This window comes from Mycobacterium sp. E183 (assembly GCF_001667735.1).
Classification (GTDB): Bacteria; Actinomycetota; Actinomycetes; order Mycobacteriales; family Mycobacteriaceae; genus Mycobacterium.
This window is the reverse complement of sequence record NZ_LZJN01000172.1, coordinates 25,639-42,442: the sequence shown is the minus strand read 5'-3', so window position 1 is coordinate 42,442 and position 16,804 is coordinate 25,639. Positions and strand designations below refer to the sequence as shown.

Sequence of the window (16,804 nt, the reverse complement as noted above, 5' to 3'; positions counted from 1 at the left end):
CGAGCGAAGACCTGGAGACCGCTGTTCCCCAGGGGCGCAAGTGGTTTCAGCTTTACATGTGGCGCGACCGCGACCGCTCGATGGCGCTGGTGAAGCGCGCGGCCGACGCGGGGTTCGACACCCTGCTGGCCACCGTCGACGTCCCGGTCGCGGTCGCGCCACATGTAAAGCTGAAACCACTTGCGCCCCTGGGGAACAGCGGTCTCCAGGTCTTCGATCGCCGTGGTGCCCAGCGTGGAGAGCGAGAACGGGATCCCCGCCCGCGCGGCCGCCCGGGCGCCGGCGATCTCGCCCTCGGTGTGCATCAGCCGGGTGAATCCGGTGGGCGCGATGCCGAACGGCAGCACGACCGGTTGACCGAGGACGTTCCATCCGGCGGTCACATTGGAGACGTCGCGCAGGATGGTCGGGTGAAACTCGATGTCGCGGAAAGCCTGTCGGGCCCGCGCGATGGACAGCTCGTCGTCGGCGGCCCCGTCGGTGTAGTCGAATGCCGCCTTGGGCGTGCGCCGTTTGGCGATGCGTCGCAGATCGTAAATGGTGTACGCGGCGTCGAGGCGGCGCTTGGTCGCGTCGAACTGCGGACGCTTGAACTTGATCAGCGGCGCGAGGTCGCGCACCTTGGGCACTCGTCGTCGGACGGCCTTCCGTCTTTTCAATTCCACAGTGTGCAACCGTAGTCACATGGAACCGGAGAGCGACCCCTTCGACCTCCAGCGCTTCATCGACGCGCAGGCCCCGGTGTACCGCAACGTGGTCGAAGAGCTGCGGTCCGGGCGGAAACGCAGCCACTGGATGTGGTTCGTCTTCCCGCAGTTGCGCGGTCTGGGCGGCAGCCCCACCGCGGTGCACTACGGCATCTCGTCGCTCGACGAGGCCCGCGCGTACCTGCGCCACGACCTGCTCGGGCCGCGACTGCGCGAATGCGCGCGGCTGGTCAACGAGGTGCAGGGCCGATCGGTCGGCGACATTTTCGGCTCGCCCGACGACCTCAAACTTCGCTCGTCGATGACGCTGTTCGCACACGCGACGGAAGAAAACGAGGATTTCGTCGCGCTGCTCGACAAGTACTACGACGGCCGGCAGGACCGTCTCACGCTGGAGCGCCTAGCCCGAGCTTAGGATCCGCCAGCCGTGCGGCTCGACGACCACCGCGTCGAGGACCTCCTGGGGCGGCGCGGCGGACCCGCCGATGACCCGCCGGTGGGCGGTGCCCAGCTCCGAGGCCGCCACCCGCATCGGTTCGTCGCCGATGTTGAGCGCGACCAGCAGCGCGTCGTCGCCGCTGCGGGTCTCGTAGATGTAGTGCCGGTTTTCCAGCCGCAGCGCGCTCGTCGTCGCCCGGTGCAGCCACGGGTGGCGGCGGCGCAACCCTACGAGGAACTGGTGCAACGCCCACATATCGGTGCCGAACCTATCCAGTTGCATTGGGGGCGAGCCGAATTCGGGTCGCACGGCATCGTCGCCGCCGTAACGTTCTTCCTTGACGCCGCGGAAGCCCAATTCGTCGCCCGCGTACACGCTGGGCACGCCGCCGACGGTCAGCAGGATCACCAGCGCGTGCGCGACGTGCTCAGGACGTTCGAGGCGGCTGGCGATGCGGGTGACGTCGTGGTTGCCGATGAAGGTCAGCGGTGCGAAGCCGGCCAGGAACTCGGCGTGCCGCTGCAACGCCCAGTCCAACTCGAAGAAGTTGCCGTCGTTGAGGCTGCTCCAGATCGCCTTCCACAGCTCGTATTGGGTGGCCGAGTCGAACGTGGCGGCGCGCACCACCGCGGCGTAGTCGCCGTGGATGAGCTCACCGACGAACCAGGAATCCGGGAAGCGCTCGCGAACCCGCGGCAGCGTGGCCGCCCAAAAGCGTTCCGGCACCGTGTAAGCCGCGTCGAGGCGCCAGCCGTCGGCGCCGCGCCCCAGCCAGTGCGCCATCACATCCGCGGTGTAGTCGACGACCTCGGGGTTGTCGTGGTTGAGCGTGATCAGCTCGGAGTGGCCCTCGAAGGTGTGAAAGGCGCCGGGGCGTCCGCGGAACCAGCGCGCGGCCGCGTCATCGTGCGAAGCCTCCTGGTAGCGCGGGAAATCCACGCCGACGTGGTTGAACACGCCGTCGAGCAGGATGCGCAGGCCGCGGCGGCGGGCCTCGGCGACGAGGTGGTCGAAATCGGCGTCGTCACCCAGCCGCGGGTCAATGCGGTAATGGTCGGTGGTGTCGTAACCGTGTGTGCGCGAGGCGAATATCGGCCCCAGCGCAACGCCCGACGCCCCCAGGGCGATGGCGTGGTCGAACCAGTCGACGAGCCGCCGCAGCCGGTGTTCGCCCGGTTGCGGCGGCTCCGACGACGCGGGAAAGGCGCCGACGAACCCCAGCGGATAGACCTGCCACCAGATCGCGTGTTCTACCCAGGCTGGTTCCGTCACCGCGTCAGCCGACGGTGGCCAGCGTTTGGGAGGCGACGATCGCTTGCGCCACGCCGGAGATGATGGCCGCGGCCTTCAGCGCCTCCTGGATGGTCTCGCGGCTCACGCCCGCCTCGCGCAGCGTGTGCTCGTGGGCGGCCACGCAGTCCGGGCATCCGTTGATCGACGACACCGCGAAACACCACAGCTCGAAGTTTGCCTTCTCCACACCGGGATTGGCGATGATGTTCATCCGCAATCCCGCGCGCAGATCGTCGTACTTCCCGTCGAGGAAGCCGCGGCCCCGGTAGAACACGTTGTTCATGCCCATGATCGACGCGGCCCCCAGCGCCGCGTTGTACGCCTCGGCCGACAGGACGTCGGCCGCCTCGGCGCCGATCTCGCTGATCACCTGGGTGTTCCGAGTCGCCGCGGCGCTCGCCAGCAGGGTGCCCCACAGCTGTTCCTCGTTGAGCTCCGTGGTGCGCGTGATAGAGCCCAGGTTCAGCTTGAGGTCCTTGGCGTACTCGGGCAGCGCCTCCTTGAGGTTTTCTACGCTCATCTCGCCTCCCTGATCAGACCCTAGGTGATTACGCCGAGGCCTTGAGCAGCTCGGTGGCGTTCAGCGTCGGGTCGCCCTTGCGCCAGTTGCAGGCGCACAGCTCGTCGGACTGCAGCGCGTCGAGCACCCGCAGCACTTCCTCCACGTTGCGGCCCACCGATCCGGCGGTGACCGAAACGAACTGGATCTCGTTGTTGGGGTCCACCAGGAAGGTGGCCCGGTCGGCGACGCCATCGGCGTTCAGAACGCCGGTGGCCAGGCTCAGCTCCCGCTTGATGTCGGACAGCATGGGGAACGGCAGCTTCTTCAGGTCCTCGTGCTGGGCCCGCCAGTTGAAGTGCACGAACTCGCTGTCGATCGAGACGCCCAGCACCTGCGCGTCGCGGTCGGCGAACTCGTCGTTGAGCTTGCCGAACGCGGCAATCTCGGTCGGGCACACGAAGGTGAAGTCCTTGGGCCAGAAGAACACAACGCGCCACTTGCCTTCGTGGTCCTCGCTGGTGACGGTGGTGAAGTAGTCCTCGGGCTGCTTGGCGTCGACCTTGGACAGATCGCCCGCGATCAGGGCGGTGAGCTCGTAGGCGGGGAATTGGTCGCCGATGGTCAGCAAAGGCATGGCTCTCCTAATTTGGATTTACTCAAGATTAGCTTTCCCTGTCATGTTGCCCGCATACCCTGTCTGAAGTAAAGGTGATATTTCCCACTACACTTATAGGCATGCCCGATAAGAGTTATCAGCCGACTATCGCCGGCCTGCGCGCCTTCGTCGCGGTCGCCGAAAGGCGCCAATTCAGCAGCGCCGCAACATCTCTCGGCGTCAGCCAGTCCACACTGTCACAGGCGCTGGCGGCGCTGGAAACCGGGCTGGGAACCCAGCTCGTCGAGCGCTCGACGCGGCGTGTCCTGTTGACACCCGAAGGTACGCAACTGCTGCCGCGCGCCCAGGCCGTGGTCGAAGCGGCGGAGGCGTTCGCGGCCGCCGCAACGGGAACGTCGGACCCACTGCAGGGCACCCTGCGGCTGGGCATGATCCCCACGGTAGCGCCCTACGTGCTGCCCACCGTGCTGGCCGGCGTCGCCGATCGCCTAACCGCGCTGACCCTGCGGGTGATCGAGGACCAGACCGAACGCCTGCTCACCGCATTGCGCGGGGGGTCCCTGGACGCCGCCCTGATCGCGCTGCCCGCCGACGCAACCGGACTCACCGAGGTCCCGATCTACGACGAGGACTTTCTGCTCGCGGTGCCGCCGGGGCACCCGCTGTCCGGCAAGCGCCGGGTGCCGGCGTCGGCGCTGGCGGATTTGCCGTTGCTACTGCTGGACGAGGGCCACTGCCTGCGCGATCAAGCCCTGGATGTCTGCCAAAAGGCCGGTGTGCGAGCCGAACTCGCGGACACCCGGGCAGCATCGCTGGCCACCGCGGTGCAGTGCGTGACGGGCGGGCTGGGGGTGACGCTGATTCCGCAGAGCGCCGCGCCCGTCGAGGCGGCACGCAGCCGGCTCGGGCTGGCGCAGTTTGCGAATCCACGCCCGGGCCGGCGCATCGGGCTGGTGTTCCGGTCGTCGAGCGGCCGCGACGAATCCTATCGGCGGCTGGCCGCCATCATCGGAGAGTCGATCGGCGGCGAACAGCGGGTGCGGTTGGTCAAAGAGCGTCACTCGGCGGCGGTGGCCAGCGCGTCCATCAGGGCGTCGACGTTGAGCTGAGATTGGATGCCCGCGGTTCCCGCGAGGCCCGGCGCGCCGGTTGCCGCGGCCAACAGCGGCCCCGACCCCGGGCCCGCATACATCAACCCCGAGTTGACCTCCGGGGGCAACGACCAAAAGTCCATGAATCCTTGCTCTCGTCGGCCGGCGCGGTCGCCGACCATCGTCGACCGAAACGACGAAAAACGGTCCGGGACGCACTACTGCACTTTTCGTCCCGACTAGGGAACGACTACTGCATTGCGCCCAGAGCGCGGCTGTAGGTTCTGCCTATGGAAAAGGTGATCGCGGTGCTCAGGACGGCGGATTTCGGCGACGATTGGTGTGCCCGCCAGCGGGGACCGGTCGCCGACGCGCTATTGGACCTGGGTTTGCCCGGGCTGTCGGTCAACGTGCGCGACGACGCGGTGCGCCATTCGCTGATGACGCTGACGACGCTGGACCCGCCCGTCGGCGCGGTGGTGAGCATGTGGACGCAGCAGTGCTACGGCGAGCAGATGACCGCGGCCCTCGACCTGCTGTCCGCCGAATGCGACCAACTCGCCGCGTACCTCGTCACCGAATCGGTGCCGCTGAAAGGGCCCAGCACCGAGCCGGGTTCGCGCACAACGGGTTTGGCCAACATCGCGTTGCTGCGCCGGCCCGAGGCCCTCGACCAGGTGAGCTGGCTGAACCGGTGGCAGCGCGACCACACCTCGGTGGCCATCGAGACGCAGTCGACCTTCGGCTACACCCAGAACTGGGTGGTGCGTGCCCTCACCCCGGGCGCGCCGGGAATCGCGGGCATCGTGGAGGAGTTGTTCCCCGCGGAGGCGATCACCGATCTCAAGGCGTTCTTCGGTGCCGCCGACGACAAGGACCTGCAGGACCGCTTGGGCCGAATGGTCGCCAGCACCACGGCGTTCGGCGCCAACGAGAACATCGACACCGTCCCCACCAGCCGCTACGTCTTCAAGACACCGTTCATCGAGGAACCCACATGACATCTCTGCGCGACGCCACGGCCCTGGCCGCGGCGGAAAGTGGCCTGGCGGTCGTCTCCACGGTTCGCGCCGACGCGACGGTGCAGGCGTCGCTGGTCAACGTCGGCCTGTTGCCGCATCCCGCGACCGGCCAGGAGGCGTTGGGCTTCACCACCTACGGCAAGATCAAGCTGGCCAACCTGCGCGCGCGGCCCCAGCTGGCGGTCACCTTCCGCAAGGGCTGGCAATGGGCGACCGTCGAGGGCCGCGCGGAGCTGGCCGGCCCGGAGGACGCCCAGCCCTGGCTGACCACGGACGACCAGCTGCGACTCTTGCTCCGCGATGTCTTCACCGCCGCGGGCGGCACGCACGACGACTGGGACGAGTACGACCGCGTCATGGCCCGGGAGCGGCGCGCGGTTGTGCTGATCGCGCCCACCCGCGTCTACAGCAACGGCTGACCTGGTTAGGCTGCAGCCGTGACGCTGCAGATCGATGACGACAAGCGGGTGCGCACCCTCACGCTGAACCGGCCCGAGGCGCTGAACGCGTTCAACGAGGCACTGTACGACGCCACCGCGGAGGCGCTGTTGGCCGCGGCCGAGGATCCCGAGGTCGCCGTGGTGCTGTTGACCGGCGCGGGCCGCGGCTTCAGCGCCGGAACCGATCTCGCCGAGATGCAGGCCCGCATCACCGATCCGGACTTCACGCCGGGCAAGCACGGCTTCATCGGCCTGATCGATGCCCTCAGTGCGTTCCCCAAGCCGCTCATCTGCGCGGTCAACGGCGTCGGGGTGGGCATCGGCGCCACCATCCTCGGCTACGCCGACCTGGCATTCATGTCATCGACCGCCCGGCTGAAGTGCCCCTTCACCAGCCTGGGGGTGGCGCCGGAGGCGGCGTCGTCATACCTGCTGCCGCAACTGGTGGGCCGGCAGAACGCCGCATGGCTGCTGATGTCTTCGGAGTGGGTGGATGCCGACGAGGCGTTGCGGATGGGTCTGGTATGGCGGGTCTGCGAGCCCGACGATCTGCTGCCCGAAGCCCGTCGGCACGCGGAAATCCTTGCCAGCCGCCCCATTTCGAGCCTGATGGCGGTCAAGCACACGATCGTGGAGCCGGTCCGGCCCGAGATCGCGGCGGCCACTGCGCGGGAAAACGCTCACTTCGCCGAGCTGATGGGTGCCCAGGCCAACGCCGCGGCGCTGGCGGACTTCAACAAACGCTGACGCCGGCTAACGCGACGGGGCGGCCTCGAGGTTCGCCGACGCGGCGATGATCGCCCGCAGCGTTCGCCTGCAACGGCCGCAGTCGCCCCCGGCCCCGCACGCGGCCATGACCTCTTTCGAGGTGGAGGCGCCGCGCGCGACCACCTCGGACACCGTGTGGTTGGTCACGCCGACACACAGGCATACGTACATCAGCGCATCCCTTGCATGCGGGCGACGTTCTCTTGCCCGACGGCCTGGCCACGCGTGCGCAATTCGTCCTCCCTCTCGGCATCCCGTGTCAACGGGATTCCCGAAGAAAATGCCGAACCGACAGCCATATTAGTTGAGTCTAACCTAAGTTCGTTAGCGCAGTCTAACCTTAGTCGCCAGCAACGTCGGTCACGGGGGCGGCGCAGGACACACACTGAGCACAGCCATACCTTGCTGGCAGATTGAACTTCGGCATGGCAAAGTGCGACTACGGCCCCGCATGGTGCGCGCAGCCCAGCGCACCCCGCCAAGGCCAGGAATGACCACCGTTTCGACCGTCACCGTAGGGGAGTGATCATGCAAGGGGATCCGGATGTTTTGCGCTTGCTCAACGAGCAGTTGACCGGCGAGCTCACCGCGATCAACCAATACTTCCTGCACTCCAAGATGCAGGACAACTGGGGCTTCACCGAGCTCGCCGAGCACACCCGGGCCGAGTCCTTCGACGAGATGCGGCACGCCGAGGCGATCACCGACCGCATCCTGCTGCTCGACGGGTTGCCCAATTACCAGCGGCTGTTCTCGCTGCGCATCGGTCAGACGCTGCGCGAGCAGTTCGAGGCCGACCTGGCCATCGAATACGAGGTGATGGACCGGCTCAAGCCCGGCATCATCATGTGCCGCGAGAAGCAGGACACCACGAGCGCCAACCTGCTGGAAGAGATCGTCGCGGACGAGGAAAAGCACATCGACTACCTCGAAACCCAGCTGGAGCTGATGGACAAGCTCGGCGTGGAGCTCTACTCCGCGCAGTGCGTTTCGCGGCCGCCGAGCTAGCACAGCCCACGCCTTCGCGGGTTTTGGTTGCCACGGGTTGACCGTGGGCACTCACTACCATCGAAATCCGTGGGAAGGCGGGCATGACGAGGGCGACACCAGCGGCGGCTCCGGCCGGCCGCGCTTCGGACTCCGGCCCCGCGGACGTCGCGGTCGACCCGCAGCGGCGCAATTTCATCTTCGTGGCGATCCTGCTCGGCATGCTGATGGCCGCGCTGGACCAGACGATCGTGGCGACCGCGTTGCCCACTATCGTCGCCAATCTTGGTGGCGCAGGCCATCAATCGTGGGTTGTCACCAGCTACCTGCTCGCCTCGACCATCATCACCGCCCTCGTCGGCAAGTTCGGTGACCTGTTCGGCCGCAAGCGGGTGTTCCAGGCGGCCGTCGTGTTCTTCGTCGCCGGGTCGGTGCTGTGTGGGCTCTCGAGCTCGATGGGCATGCTGGTCGCGTCGCGGGCGCTGCAGGGCATCGGCGGCGGAGGGCTGATGGTGACCGCCATGGCGCTGATCGGCGAGGTGATCCCGCTGCGGGACCGCGGCCGCTACCAGGGTGCGATGGGCGCCGTGTTCGGCGTCACCACCGTGATCGGTCCCTTGCTCGGCGGCTACTTCACCGACCACTTCACCTGGCGCTGGGCGTTCTGGATCAACGTGCCGATCTCGGTCGTGGTCTTCTTCGTGGCGGCCGCCGCCATCCCGCCGCTGTCCGAGCGCACCAAACCGGTCATCGACTACACCGGCATCCTCTTGGTCGGGCTCGGCGCCGCCGGGCTGACGCTGGCCACCAGCTGGGGCGGGACCACGTACCCGTGGGGATCGCCGACGATCATCGGCCTGTTCGCCGGCTCGGTGGTCGCGTTGTGCCTCTTCGCCTGGGTGGAAAGCCGCGCGGCCGCGCCGATCCTGCCGACCCGGTTGTTCGGCAGCCCGGTGTTCACGGTGTGCTGCGTCCTGTCCTTCGTGGTCGGCTTCGCGATGCTGGGCGCCCTGACGTTCCTGCCGACGTACATGCAGTTCGTCGACGGCGTCTCGGCCACGACGTCGGGCCTGCGCACGCTGCCGATGGTGATCGGGATGCTGACCACCTCGATGGGCAGTGGCGTCATCGTCGGCCGCACGGGCCGGTACAAAGTCTTTCCCGTCGCCGGCACCGCCGTCATGGCGGTGGCGTTCTTCCTGATGTCGCGGATGGACCCGTCGACATCGGTGTTGGTTCAATCGCTGTTCCTCGTCATCCTCGGCGCCGGGATCGGGATGTGTATGCAGACTCTGGTCCTGATCGTGCAGAACACCGTGAGCTTCGACGACCTGGGCGTCGCGACCTCCGGCGTCACCTTCTTCCGCACGATCGGCAGCTCGTTCGGTGCGGCCATCTTCGGTTCGCTGTTCACGAACTTTCTGCACAGCCGGATCGGCCCGGCTATCGCGGCCGGCCACGCGCCGGCGGCGGCCGCCGCGTCTCCGGAGGCGCTGCACCGGCTGCCCCGAGAGGAGGCCGCTCCAATCGTCGCCGCCTACTCCGAGTCGCTCACCCACGTGTTCGGATGGGCGGTTCCGGTCGCACTGGTGGGGTTCGTCCTGGCGTTATTCCTGCGCCAGGTGCCTCTGCGGGAAATGCACGACAGCACAATCGATCTCGGCGACGCGTTCGGCATGCCCAGCACCGAGACCCCGGATCAGATGCTGGAGGGCGCGGTCGAGCGCATGCTGCGCGGCGTGCCCGGCATGCGATTGCGCAGCATCGCCATGCGACCCGACTGCCGGCTCGACGTGGCCGGGCTGTGGGGCGTCCTGCGCATCAACCGCTACGGACAGATGTATGGCACGGCCCGGCTCACCGACATCGCCGACTACCTGCGGATACCGTTCGAGGTTCTGGAGCCCACCTTCTCGCGGCTGATCGCCACGGGGTACGCCCGCGGCGACGGCGACCAGATGTGGCTGACACCCGCGGGCGCCCAGCAGGTGGACTACGTGCACTCCCTGCTCGTGGCCTGGCTGGTCGACAAGCTCGCCCGGTCACCCGGATTCGACGGGCGACCGGATCGTCGCGTGGTCGAGGCGGCGCTGAACCGGGTCGCGGGCCGCGTTCTCGCGCAACGGGACTGGAGCGACGACCGTCCCACCACGAAGATCCCGGCGACCACACCCTGAAACGGGCGGTGCGGGCGTACCATCACGCCATGAGCCGAATCGGAACATTTGCTGACGACGACCTGGCCGGCTGGTTCGTGAAGTCCCCCGACATCGGCGGTGCCCTCGGCGGCTTCAGCAACGCGGTCTACACCAAGAACCGGTTGCCGCTGCGCACCCGCGAATTGGCGCGCGCCGTGATCGCGCACCGTAACGAGTGCGTCGTGTGCGTCAACACCCGCGACGAGGACGGGCCCGCCGCCGGCGTCGACGAGGAGCTGTACGACCACGCACAGGAGTGGCGCACCTGGCCCGGCTATAGCGAGCAGGAACGGCTGGCGGCCGAATTCGCGGACCGCTTCGCCAGCGATCACACGGGTCTGCGCGACGACGAGGACTTCTGGAGCCGTTGCTCCGAGCACTTCTCCGACGAATTGCTGGCCGATCTCGCGCTCTCGTGCGCCCTGTGGGTCGGCATGGGTCGCGTCCTGCGGACCCTCGACATCGGCCAAGCCTGCAAGCTGACGATCCCCAGCCGCGCCTGACCACCACGACACATAAACGTCTGCGAGGACACGCCGCTAGACGCCTCAACGGTTTATGTCTCGCGGGCACAAACCGCGACACCGGTGCGTTGCCGTAGCCGTGAAGATTCGCTTCGGCGTCGGGTTGGGCTCGGACACCGCCCCGGACCAGCTGGCCCCCATCGTCGATTACCTGGAGGCCAACGGCGTGGATTCCCTGTGGTTCTCCGAGCTGGTGTACTCCCCGGCGGTCGACCCGGTGGTCGGGATGGCGTACGCACTGGCCAGGACGACCCGGCTGAAGGTCGGCACCTCGGTGGCCGTCTTGCCCGGACGGCACCCGGTGCTGGTCGCCAAGCAGCTGGCGTCGCTGGCGGCCGTCGCACCGAAGCGGGTCCTTCCCGTCTTCGGTCTGCGGTCGGCGATTCCCGCCGAGCGGGAGGTGTTCGTGGTCCCCGACGGCGAGCGCGCCGCGGTGTTCGACGAGTCGCTGAGGGTGCTGCGTTCGGCGCTGACCGAGGACTCGGCGAGCTACGACGGCCGGTACTTCACCGTCAGCGGGGCCGCCGTCATGCCCAGACCGCAGCCCCCGCTGGACATCTGGCTCGGCGGCTCGGCGCCGGCGGCGTACCGGCGCATCGGCACGCTTGCCGACGGCTGGCTGGGCAGTTTCCTGACACCGGCGGAGGCGCGGACCGGCCGCGAGGCGATCCAACACGCCGCGGCGCAGGCGGGCAGGCAGATCGAGCCCGATCACTTCGGGATCTCGCTGGCCATCGTGGACGGGGTGGACGGCGAGCTGCCCGCGACGCTGGCCGCGGCGGCCCGCAGCCGTCGCCCGGACGTCGACCCCGCGGATTTGATCGCCGTCGGATGGGATCGGCTGCACCGGCAGCTGGACGCTTACATCGACGCGGGTCTGACGAAATTCGTCATCCGGCCCGCCGGCGGGGCGCCGCTGGACGGGTTCCTCGACCGGTTCGTCACGGAGCTGACCGCCCGCCAGAACTGAATTCGCGAGCCCCCGCCTCTCGCCCCTGCACAATGACTGCCATGACCGGCACACCGCTTGCCGCCGCGGCCATCGCCCAGCTGGAATCCGAGGGCGTCGACACCGTCATCGGGACCGTCGTGAATCCCGCCGGGCTGACCCTGGCCAAGACCGTCCCGATCCGGCGGACCAACACCTTCGCCGATCCCGGCCTCGGGGCCAGCCCCTCGTGGCACGCTTTCGCGATCGATCAGAGCGGCATCGCCTTCACCCCCGATGTCGGCGTGATCGGGGACCAGCGACTCCGCATCGACCTGTCCGCCCTGCGCATCGTCGGCGACGGCCTCGCGTGGGCGCCCGCCGCATTCTTCTCCCAGGACGGAACACCCGTCCCCGCCTGCGCCCGCGGCACGCTGAGCCGGGTGGAAGCCGCGCTCGCCGAAGCCGGAGTCGAGGCGCTGATCGGGCACGAGGTCGAATTCCTGTTGGTGGGGCCCGACGGTGACCGCCTGCCGTCGACGCTGTGGGCGCAGTACGGTCTTGCGGGCGTCCTGGAGCATGAGGCGTTCGTCCGCGACGTCACCCGGTCGGCCGGCGCGGCGGGCATCGCGATCGAGCAGTTCCACCCCGAATACGGGGCCAACCAATTCGAGCTGTCGATGGCGCCGCAGTCGCCGGTGGCCGCCGCCGACCAGCTGGTGCTGCTGCGGCTCATCGTCGGGCGGGTGGCCCGCCGTCACGGGCTGCGCATCAGCCTGTCGCCGGCGCCCTTCGCCAACGGTGTGGGCTCCGGTGCTCACCAACACTTTTCGCTGACAATGCCGGACGGACCGCTGTTCTCGGACGGCGCGGGCGCCCGGGGCATGACGGCCGCCGGGGAACACGCGGTGGCCGGGGTGGTCCGCGGGCTGCCGGAGGCGCAGGGCCTGCTGTGCGGGTCGATCGTGTCCGGCCTGCGCATGCACCCCGGCAACTGGGCCGGCGCGTACGCGTGTTGGGGAACCGAAAACCGCGAGGCCGCGGTGCGATTCATCACCGGTGGGCCGGGCAATCCACGCGGCGGGAACGTCGAAGTGAAGATCGTCGATCCCTCAGCGAACCCGTACCTGGCCTCGGCGGCGATCCTGGGGCTGGCGCTGGACGGGATTGAACGCCAAGCACCGCTGCCCCCGGAGGTCACGATCGACCCGGCGGACCTCGCCGCTTCCGAGCGGGAGCGCGACGGTATCGTGAGCCTTGACCGTAACCAGGCGGAAGTGATTGCCGCACTGAATGATTCGAAGCTGATACGGGGCATCCTGGGCGATGCCGCGGTCGACATGGTGGTCGCCGTCCGCACGCTCGAGCAGGAGCGGTACGGCAACCTGGACCCCGAGCAACTGGCGGAGAAGTTCCGCATGGCCTGGAGCCTGTGACGGGCTTCCATGGCTTCCAACCCGCACGCGCTGGCCGAGCACATCGACGTAGTGACCCTCATCGACCAGCACGTCCACGGTTGCTGGACGACCGCGGGGGATCGCCATCGCTTCGAAAACGCGCTCAACGAGGCCAACACCGAACCGCTCGTGGGCTCGGGATTCGACACCCAACTCGGCTTCGCCGTGCGTGCCCACTGCGGCCCTGTCCTCGGGCTCCCGAAACACGCTGACCCGCAATCGTATTGGGAGCGTCGCGACGTGTTCGGCGAGGCGGAGCTGGCCCGCATGTTCTTGCCGGCCGCCGGGGTGAGCGACTGGCTGGTGGACACCGGGATCGGCGCGGACACCGCCGCCCCCGCCGACATGGCCGAGTTGTCCGGCAACCGAGCGCACGAGGTGATCCGCCTCGAGCAGGTCGCCGAGCAGGCCGCTCAGGCGCCCGGCGACTACGCGTCGGCTTTCGAGGACATCCTGCACCGGCGCGCGGCGACGGCCGTCGGCACCAAGTCGATCCTGGCCTACCGGGGCGGGTTCGACGGCGACCTGAGCGAGCCGGAGCCCGCGCAGGTGGCCGAGGCGGCCGACCGGTGGCGCGACCGCGGCGGCACCCGAGTGCAGGACCGGGTGCTGCTGCGGTTCGGGCTGCATCAGGCGCTGCGGCTGGGCAAGCCCCTGCAATTCCATGTCGGCCTCGGCGACCGGGACTGCGATCTGCACAAGACCAACCCGTTGCTGCTGCTCGACTTCCTGCGGCAGTCAGCGAACACCCCGATCGTGCTGTTGCATTGCTATCCCTACGAGCGCGAGGCCGGGTACCTGGCGCAGGCCTTCAACAACGTATATGTCGACGGCGGGTTGAGCGTGAACCAGCTCGGGGCGCGGGCGCCGGCCTTCATCGCGCGGCTGCTGGAGCTGGCCCCCTTCGGCAAGGTCCTCTACTCGTCGGACGGGTTCGGCCCCGCCGAGCTCCATTTCCTCGGTGCGGCCCTGTGGCGCAGGGCAATTCATCGGGTGTTGCGCGGTTTCGTGGTCGACGACGACTGGAGCGAGGCCGACGCCATCCGGGTGGTCGACCTGATCGCCCACGGCAACGCCGCCGGGCTTTACCGCGTTTGACCCCCGGTGACACCGGGGTATACGGGCGATTATGGCGACCGCGAGGGGCGTCTTGGAGTGGGCCCGGGACAAGGTCGTGTCGTGGGTGCCCAAGGCCGACCTCGACCAGCGGGACCCCGACTACATCCGCGATCAGCTGCCGGGGACCTGGCTGCTGGCGTCGTTCTACTTCCGGGCGGACGTGCGGGGCCTGGATCGCATCCCGGCCGAGGGGCCGGTGCTGTTGGTGGGCAACCATAGCGGCGGCAACGTGCCACCCGACACCTTCGTCTTCACGCTGGCGTTCTGCTCCTACTTCGGCGTCGAGCGGCCCTTCTACCAGTTGGCCCACAACCTCGTCGTCTCCGCTCCGCCGCTGGGCTGGTTGCGCAAGTTCGGCACCGTGGCCGCGAACCCCGAGAACGCCCGTCTCGCACTGGATTCCGGTGCCGCCCTGCTGGTCTACCCCGGCGGCGACTACGAGGTGTTCCGGCCCTCGTGGGAGCGCCACAAGGTCGACTTCGGCGGCCGCATGGGCTACGTGCGGCTGGCCCGTGAGGCCGGGGTGCCGATCGTGCCCGTCGCCAGCGTCGGCGGGCAGGAGAGCGCGTTGTTCCTCAACCGCGGGCAGTGGCTGGCCAAGTTGCTGATGGCCGACAGGCTGCTCCGCCTCAAGAGCGTCCCGATATCGCTGGCACTGCCCTGGGGCCTGAACATCAGCGACCTGGCGGGCCACATCCCGTTGCCCACCAAGATCGTGATCGAGGTCCAGGACCCGATCGAGGTCGACGGGGACGACCAGGCGGTGCACGACAAGGTGATGGCCAGCCTGCAGGGCGGGGTCGACCGACTGGCGGCCGAACGGCGATTCCCGGTGATCGGCTGATGCGCGTCGAACGCCGCTGCGTCATCAACGCCGACCGCGACGCGGTCTGGAAGATCGTCAGCGACCCGGATTGCTACCCGTCGTTCATGACGAGCCTGGAACGCTGGGAGTCGTCCAACGACAAGCCGGCCGGCGTCGGCGCCCGCTACACCGTCCACTGGAAGATCGGCTCCGTACCCGTGGGCGGCCTCATCGAGGTGGTCGAATTCGACGAGGGCCGGGACCTGGCCTGGGTGGGCATCACCGGGGTCACGCTGCGCGGGCGGATCCGGCTGCGCGACCGCGGCGACGGCGGCACGAAGGTCACGTTCCGGCTCTCGTATCAGGCGCCGGGGGGCATCGTCGGTTACATCGCCGACCGGATCGCCGTCGGCCAGGTGGGACGCAATCTCGCCGAAACGCTGAAACGCCTGCGGAAGCTGGCCGAGTCGTAGCCATTTTTCCAATTTGGCATGTAATCAATCGCCGCGCGGCATACGCTCCGATCGACGAATCGGGCAACGTCACCAAACGCATCGAAGAGGAAAGGTTTGGGGGATGTTGCTCCGAGCAACTCTTGTCGCAGCGGCCATCGCGGCCGCCGCCGGTGGTATGGCAGCACCGGCCAACTCGTCGCCCGGTTGTTATATCGCCAGTTCCGGCGACTGCGTGCCCTATCCGCAGCAGGGCCCGTCGCAGCCACCCGGCGCCACCGCGCAATGCGCGGACGGCAGCTGGTCGTTCAGCCAGCATCCGCATTCGGGCGGCACGTGCCACGGACACGGGGGAGTACAGCAGTACTTATAGCGGTCCGGCGCCGGGATGGTCGACGTACGAGGGGTGACCATCCCGGCGGTTCGGGCCGGTATCGCCGAACACGTTGCAGTGCAGAGGAATTAGCTAGGCGACCGAGATCGCCGAGCCGGCCGGGCATAGGTGTCGATGGCACCGCGGACCCGACGCTACGCGCGGCCGCGTGAGCGTCTCGAGCACCGTAGGCCGATCAGAGGTCTCCGCGTTTCGCACGTTACTGAGCGCGTCCGGATGGGCCTCGCCGCGGGCTAGAGCCACTATCGCGACAATCACCGCTATCGCCGCCGCCGCCAGGACGATCATGCCCACGCCATCGGCGTTGAGGGTCTCGCCGAGCACCACGATGCCCAGAACCGATGCCACCGCTGGTTTGGCCACGGTCACCGACGGCATCGAGGCGGTCAGCGCACCAGCGCGAAACGAAGACTGCTGAAAGATCATCCCTGCCAACGCCGCCAGTATCCAGACATAGAATTCCGGCGCGCACAGCAGCGCCCCGAAACCGTGTCCGGCCGCCGCTGCGACGGCTTTGGTCAGCACCGCGAACAGGGCCAGCGACGAACCGGCCACCACCGCCAGCAGTACAGCCGCGCGGGGACCGGGCCAAATGCGCGCACCCAGGACACAGAGCACCAGTAGCGGACCCAACACCAGGGCCACCACAGTCCAGGTTGTCAGCGACCCCTGCGTCTGCCCGGCCTTCGGGTCGCCAACCGTGACGGCCACCGCCAAAGCGACGGCGAGCACCATCGCCCACATCCACTGACGGCGGGTCACCCGCTGACGGGTCAGCCGCGCATTGACCGGCAGGGCAAATAGCAGCGCCGTCACCTGTAGCGCCGTCACCAACATCACCGACCCGACAGCTAGCGCGGCGGCTTGCAGGCTGTAGTTGGCAACGGCTCCACCGCCGCCGAGCCACCACCGGGCGTCGCGCAACGACATGCGGAACAACTCCCAGTGGCCGACTGGCCCGTCGGTGACCTCGTGCGCGGACCGTTGACGGCTCACCGCGCCGATCGCGGATGCCAGCGCGGCGCACAGGGCGAGCACGACGGCGATCTCCGACTTCAACAT

At 68.3% G+C, this 16,804-nt stretch carries 19 protein-coding genes and 2 pseudogenes; 14 read left to right on the top strand and 7 right to left on the bottom strand.

Annotated elements, in window-relative coordinates; translation table 11 throughout:
• Positions 1–137: 137 nt before the first annotated feature.
• Positions 138–659: pseudogene (locus tag A5691_RS20805) on the bottom strand (alpha-hydroxy-acid oxidizing protein); the annotation flags it as partial.
• A gap of 25 nt (positions 660–684) precedes the next feature.
• Between A5691_RS20805 and A5691_RS20800 the strand changes: the two are divergent.
• Positions 685–1,122 (top strand): DUF1810 domain-containing protein, encoded by a 438-nt coding sequence (locus A5691_RS20800; RefSeq protein ID WP_067750005.1) that lies wholly within the window; start codon positions 685–687, stop codon positions 1,120–1,122.
• Here the strand turns inward: A5691_RS20800 and A5691_RS20795 are convergent.
• The 3 genes from A5691_RS20795 to A5691_RS20785 are packed head-to-tail and all read right to left on the bottom strand — an operon-like array spanning position 1,108 to position 3,575.
• Positions 1,108–2,418: an alpha-amylase family protein gene (locus A5691_RS20795; protein WP_067750007.1), complete on the bottom strand. Its 1,311-nt coding sequence runs from the start codon at positions 2,416–2,418 to the stop codon at positions 1,108–1,110. The genes A5691_RS20800 and A5691_RS20795 overlap by 15 nt on opposite strands.
• 4 nt (positions 2,419–2,422) lie before the next feature.
• Positions 2,423–2,959 (bottom strand): alkyl hydroperoxide reductase, encoded by a 537-nt coding sequence (locus tag A5691_RS20790; RefSeq protein WP_067750009.1) that lies wholly within the window; start codon positions 2,957–2,959, stop codon positions 2,423–2,425.
• A gap of 28 nt (positions 2,960–2,987) precedes the next feature.
• Positions 2,988–3,575 (bottom strand): peroxiredoxin, encoded by a 588-nt coding sequence (locus A5691_RS20785; RefSeq protein ID WP_067750011.1) that lies wholly within the window; start codon positions 3,573–3,575, stop codon positions 2,988–2,990.
• Positions 3,576–3,676: 101 nt separating this feature from the next.
• Here A5691_RS20785 and A5691_RS20780 point away from each other — a divergent pair, with 101 nt between their 5' ends.
• Complete coding sequence (locus A5691_RS20780; RefSeq protein WP_067750015.1) at positions 3,677–4,666, top strand: hydrogen peroxide-inducible genes activator; 990 nt, start codon at positions 3,677–3,679, stop codon at positions 4,664–4,666.
• Positions 4,667–4,686: 20 nt separating this feature from the next.
• Here A5691_RS20780 and A5691_RS29195 read toward each other — a convergent pair.
• Positions 4,687–4,791 (bottom strand): annotated as a pseudogene (locus A5691_RS29195) (PPE domain-containing protein); the annotation flags it as partial.
• A gap of 147 nt (positions 4,792–4,938) precedes the next feature.
• On the opposite strand from A5691_RS29195, the gene A5691_RS20770 reads away from it, so the two are divergent.
• Genes A5691_RS20770 through A5691_RS20760 form a run of 3 tightly spaced genes read left to right on the top strand, consistent with a single transcriptional unit; the run spans position 4,939 to position 6,857 of the window.
• Complete coding sequence (locus A5691_RS20770) at positions 4,939–5,649, top strand: hypothetical protein (RefSeq protein ID WP_067750018.1); 711 nt, start codon at positions 4,939–4,941, stop codon at positions 5,647–5,649.
• Positions 5,646–6,089, top strand: a complete 444-nt coding sequence (locus A5691_RS20765) for a TIGR03618 family F420-dependent PPOX class oxidoreductase (RefSeq protein ID WP_068015337.1) — start codon at positions 5,646–5,648, stop codon at positions 6,087–6,089. Before A5691_RS20770 ends, A5691_RS20765 begins: the two co-directional genes overlap by 4 nt.
• 18 nt (positions 6,090–6,107) lie before the next feature.
• The gene (locus A5691_RS20760) at positions 6,108–6,857 is read left to right on the top strand and encodes an enoyl-CoA hydratase/isomerase family protein (protein WP_067750020.1); all 750 of its coding nucleotides are present in this window, start codon (positions 6,108–6,110) and stop codon (positions 6,855–6,857) included.
• 6 nt (positions 6,858–6,863) lie between these two features.
• On the opposite strand, the gene A5691_RS20755 is transcribed toward A5691_RS20760, so the two are convergent.
• Positions 6,864–7,049 carry a bacterioferritin-associated ferredoxin gene (locus A5691_RS20755; RefSeq protein ID WP_055405246.1) on the bottom strand — a complete coding sequence of 62 codons (186 nt, stop codon included), beginning with the start codon at positions 7,047–7,049 and terminating at the stop codon, positions 6,864–6,866.
• Positions 7,050–7,406: 357 nt separating this feature from the next.
• Between A5691_RS20755 and bfr the strand changes: the two genes are divergently transcribed.
• The 9 genes from bfr (at position 7,407) to A5691_RS29010 (ending at position 15,721) form a co-directional block, all read left to right on the top strand.
• Positions 7,407–7,886, top strand: a complete 480-nt coding sequence (gene bfr / locus A5691_RS20750; RefSeq protein ID WP_055405255.1) for a bacterioferritin — start codon at positions 7,407–7,409, stop codon at positions 7,884–7,886.
• A gap of 83 nt (positions 7,887–7,969) precedes the next feature.
• Positions 7,970–10,042 carry an MDR family MFS transporter gene (locus tag A5691_RS20745; RefSeq protein ID WP_067778400.1) on the top strand — a complete coding sequence of 691 codons (2,073 nt, stop codon included), beginning with the start codon at positions 7,970–7,972 and terminating at the stop codon, positions 10,040–10,042.
• 29 nt (positions 10,043–10,071) lie between these two features.
• Entirely contained in the window at positions 10,072–10,566 is a 495-nt protein-coding gene (locus tag A5691_RS20740; protein WP_067750023.1) for a carboxymuconolactone decarboxylase family protein, read from the top strand.
• A 100-nt stretch (positions 10,567–10,666) separates the two neighbouring features.
• The gene (locus A5691_RS20735) at positions 10,667–11,557 is read left to right on the top strand and encodes a TIGR03854 family LLM class F420-dependent oxidoreductase (RefSeq protein WP_067890353.1); all 891 of its coding nucleotides are present in this window, start codon (positions 10,667–10,669) and stop codon (positions 11,555–11,557) included.
• A 41-nt stretch (positions 11,558–11,598) separates the two neighbouring features.
• A complete protein-coding gene (locus A5691_RS20730) occupies positions 11,599–12,951 on the top strand; it encodes a glutamine synthetase family protein (RefSeq protein WP_067890349.1) in 1,353 nt (450 codons plus the stop codon).
• Positions 12,952–12,960: 9 nt separating this feature from the next.
• On the top strand, positions 12,961–14,070 hold the full coding sequence (locus tag A5691_RS20725; protein WP_067890345.1) for an amidohydrolase family protein: 1,110 nt from the start codon (positions 12,961–12,963) through the stop codon (positions 14,068–14,070).
• 31 nt (positions 14,071–14,101) lie between these two features.
• Positions 14,102–14,935, top strand: coding sequence for a lysophospholipid acyltransferase family protein (locus A5691_RS20720; protein ID WP_067750029.1), 834 nt, complete (start codon positions 14,102–14,104; stop codon positions 14,933–14,935).
• Entirely contained in the window at positions 14,935–15,369 is a 435-nt protein-coding gene (locus tag A5691_RS20715; RefSeq protein ID WP_067750030.1) for an SRPBCC family protein, read from the top strand. The genes A5691_RS20720 and A5691_RS20715 overlap by 1 nt, the downstream gene beginning before the upstream one ends.
• Before the next feature lie 103 nt (positions 15,370–15,472).
• The gene (locus A5691_RS29010; RefSeq protein WP_082950430.1) at positions 15,473–15,721 is read left to right on the top strand and encodes a DUF3761 domain-containing protein; all 249 of its coding nucleotides are present in this window, start codon (positions 15,473–15,475) and stop codon (positions 15,719–15,721) included.
• Between the two features lie 93 nt (positions 15,722–15,814).
• Here the strand turns inward: A5691_RS29010 and A5691_RS20710 are convergent, their stop codons facing one another.
• Positions 15,815–16,804 (bottom strand): DMT family transporter, encoded by a 990-nt coding sequence (locus A5691_RS20710; protein ID WP_068015334.1) that lies wholly within the window; start codon positions 16,802–16,804, stop codon positions 15,815–15,817.

Bases quoted from the DNA above. Each gene is read 5' to 3' on its own strand.
- A5691_RS20800 (WP_067750005.1), top strand. From the start codon at position 685: ATGGAACCGGAGAGCGACCCCTTCGACCTCCAGCGCTTCATCGACGCG.
- A5691_RS20790 (WP_067750009.1), bottom strand. From the start codon at position 2,959: ATGAGCGTAGAAAACCTCAAGGAGGCGCTGCCCGAGTACGCCAAGGAC.
- A5691_RS20785 (WP_067750011.1), bottom strand. From the start codon at position 3,575: ATGCCTTTGCTGACCATCGGCGACCAATTCCCCGCCTACGAGCTCACC.
- A5691_RS20780 (WP_067750015.1), top strand. From the start codon at position 3,677: ATGCCCGATAAGAGTTATCAGCCGACTATCGCCGGCCTGCGCGCCTTC.
- A5691_RS20770 (WP_067750018.1), top strand. From the start codon at position 4,939: ATGGAAAAGGTGATCGCGGTGCTCAGGACGGCGGATTTCGGCGACGAT.
- A5691_RS20765 (WP_068015337.1), top strand. From the start codon at position 5,646: ATGACATCTCTGCGCGACGCCACGGCCCTGGCCGCGGCGGAAAGTGGC.
- A5691_RS20755 (WP_055405246.1), bottom strand. From the start codon at position 7,049: ATGTACGTATGCCTGTGTGTCGGCGTGACCAACCACACGGTGTCCGAG.
- bfr (WP_055405255.1), top strand. From the start codon at position 7,407: ATGCAAGGGGATCCGGATGTTTTGCGCTTGCTCAACGAGCAGTTGACC.
- A5691_RS20745 (WP_067778400.1), top strand. From the start codon at position 7,970: ATGACGAGGGCGACACCAGCGGCGGCTCCGGCCGGCCGCGCTTCGGAC.
- A5691_RS20740 (WP_067750023.1), top strand. From the start codon at position 10,072: ATGAGCCGAATCGGAACATTTGCTGACGACGACCTGGCCGGCTGGTTC.
- A5691_RS20730 (WP_067890349.1), top strand. From the start codon at position 11,599: ATGACCGGCACACCGCTTGCCGCCGCGGCCATCGCCCAGCTGGAATCC.
- A5691_RS20725 (WP_067890345.1), top strand. From the start codon at position 12,961: ATGGCTTCCAACCCGCACGCGCTGGCCGAGCACATCGACGTAGTGACC.
- A5691_RS20720 (WP_067750029.1), top strand. From the start codon at position 14,102: ATGGCGACCGCGAGGGGCGTCTTGGAGTGGGCCCGGGACAAGGTCGTG.
- A5691_RS20715 (WP_067750030.1), top strand. From the start codon at position 14,935: ATGCGCGTCGAACGCCGCTGCGTCATCAACGCCGACCGCGACGCGGTC.
- A5691_RS29010 (WP_082950430.1), top strand. From the start codon at position 15,473: ATGTTGCTCCGAGCAACTCTTGTCGCAGCGGCCATCGCGGCCGCCGCC.
- A5691_RS20710 (WP_068015334.1), bottom strand. From the start codon at position 16,804: ATGTTGAAGTCGGAGATCGCCGTCGTGCTCGCCCTGTGCGCCGCGCTG.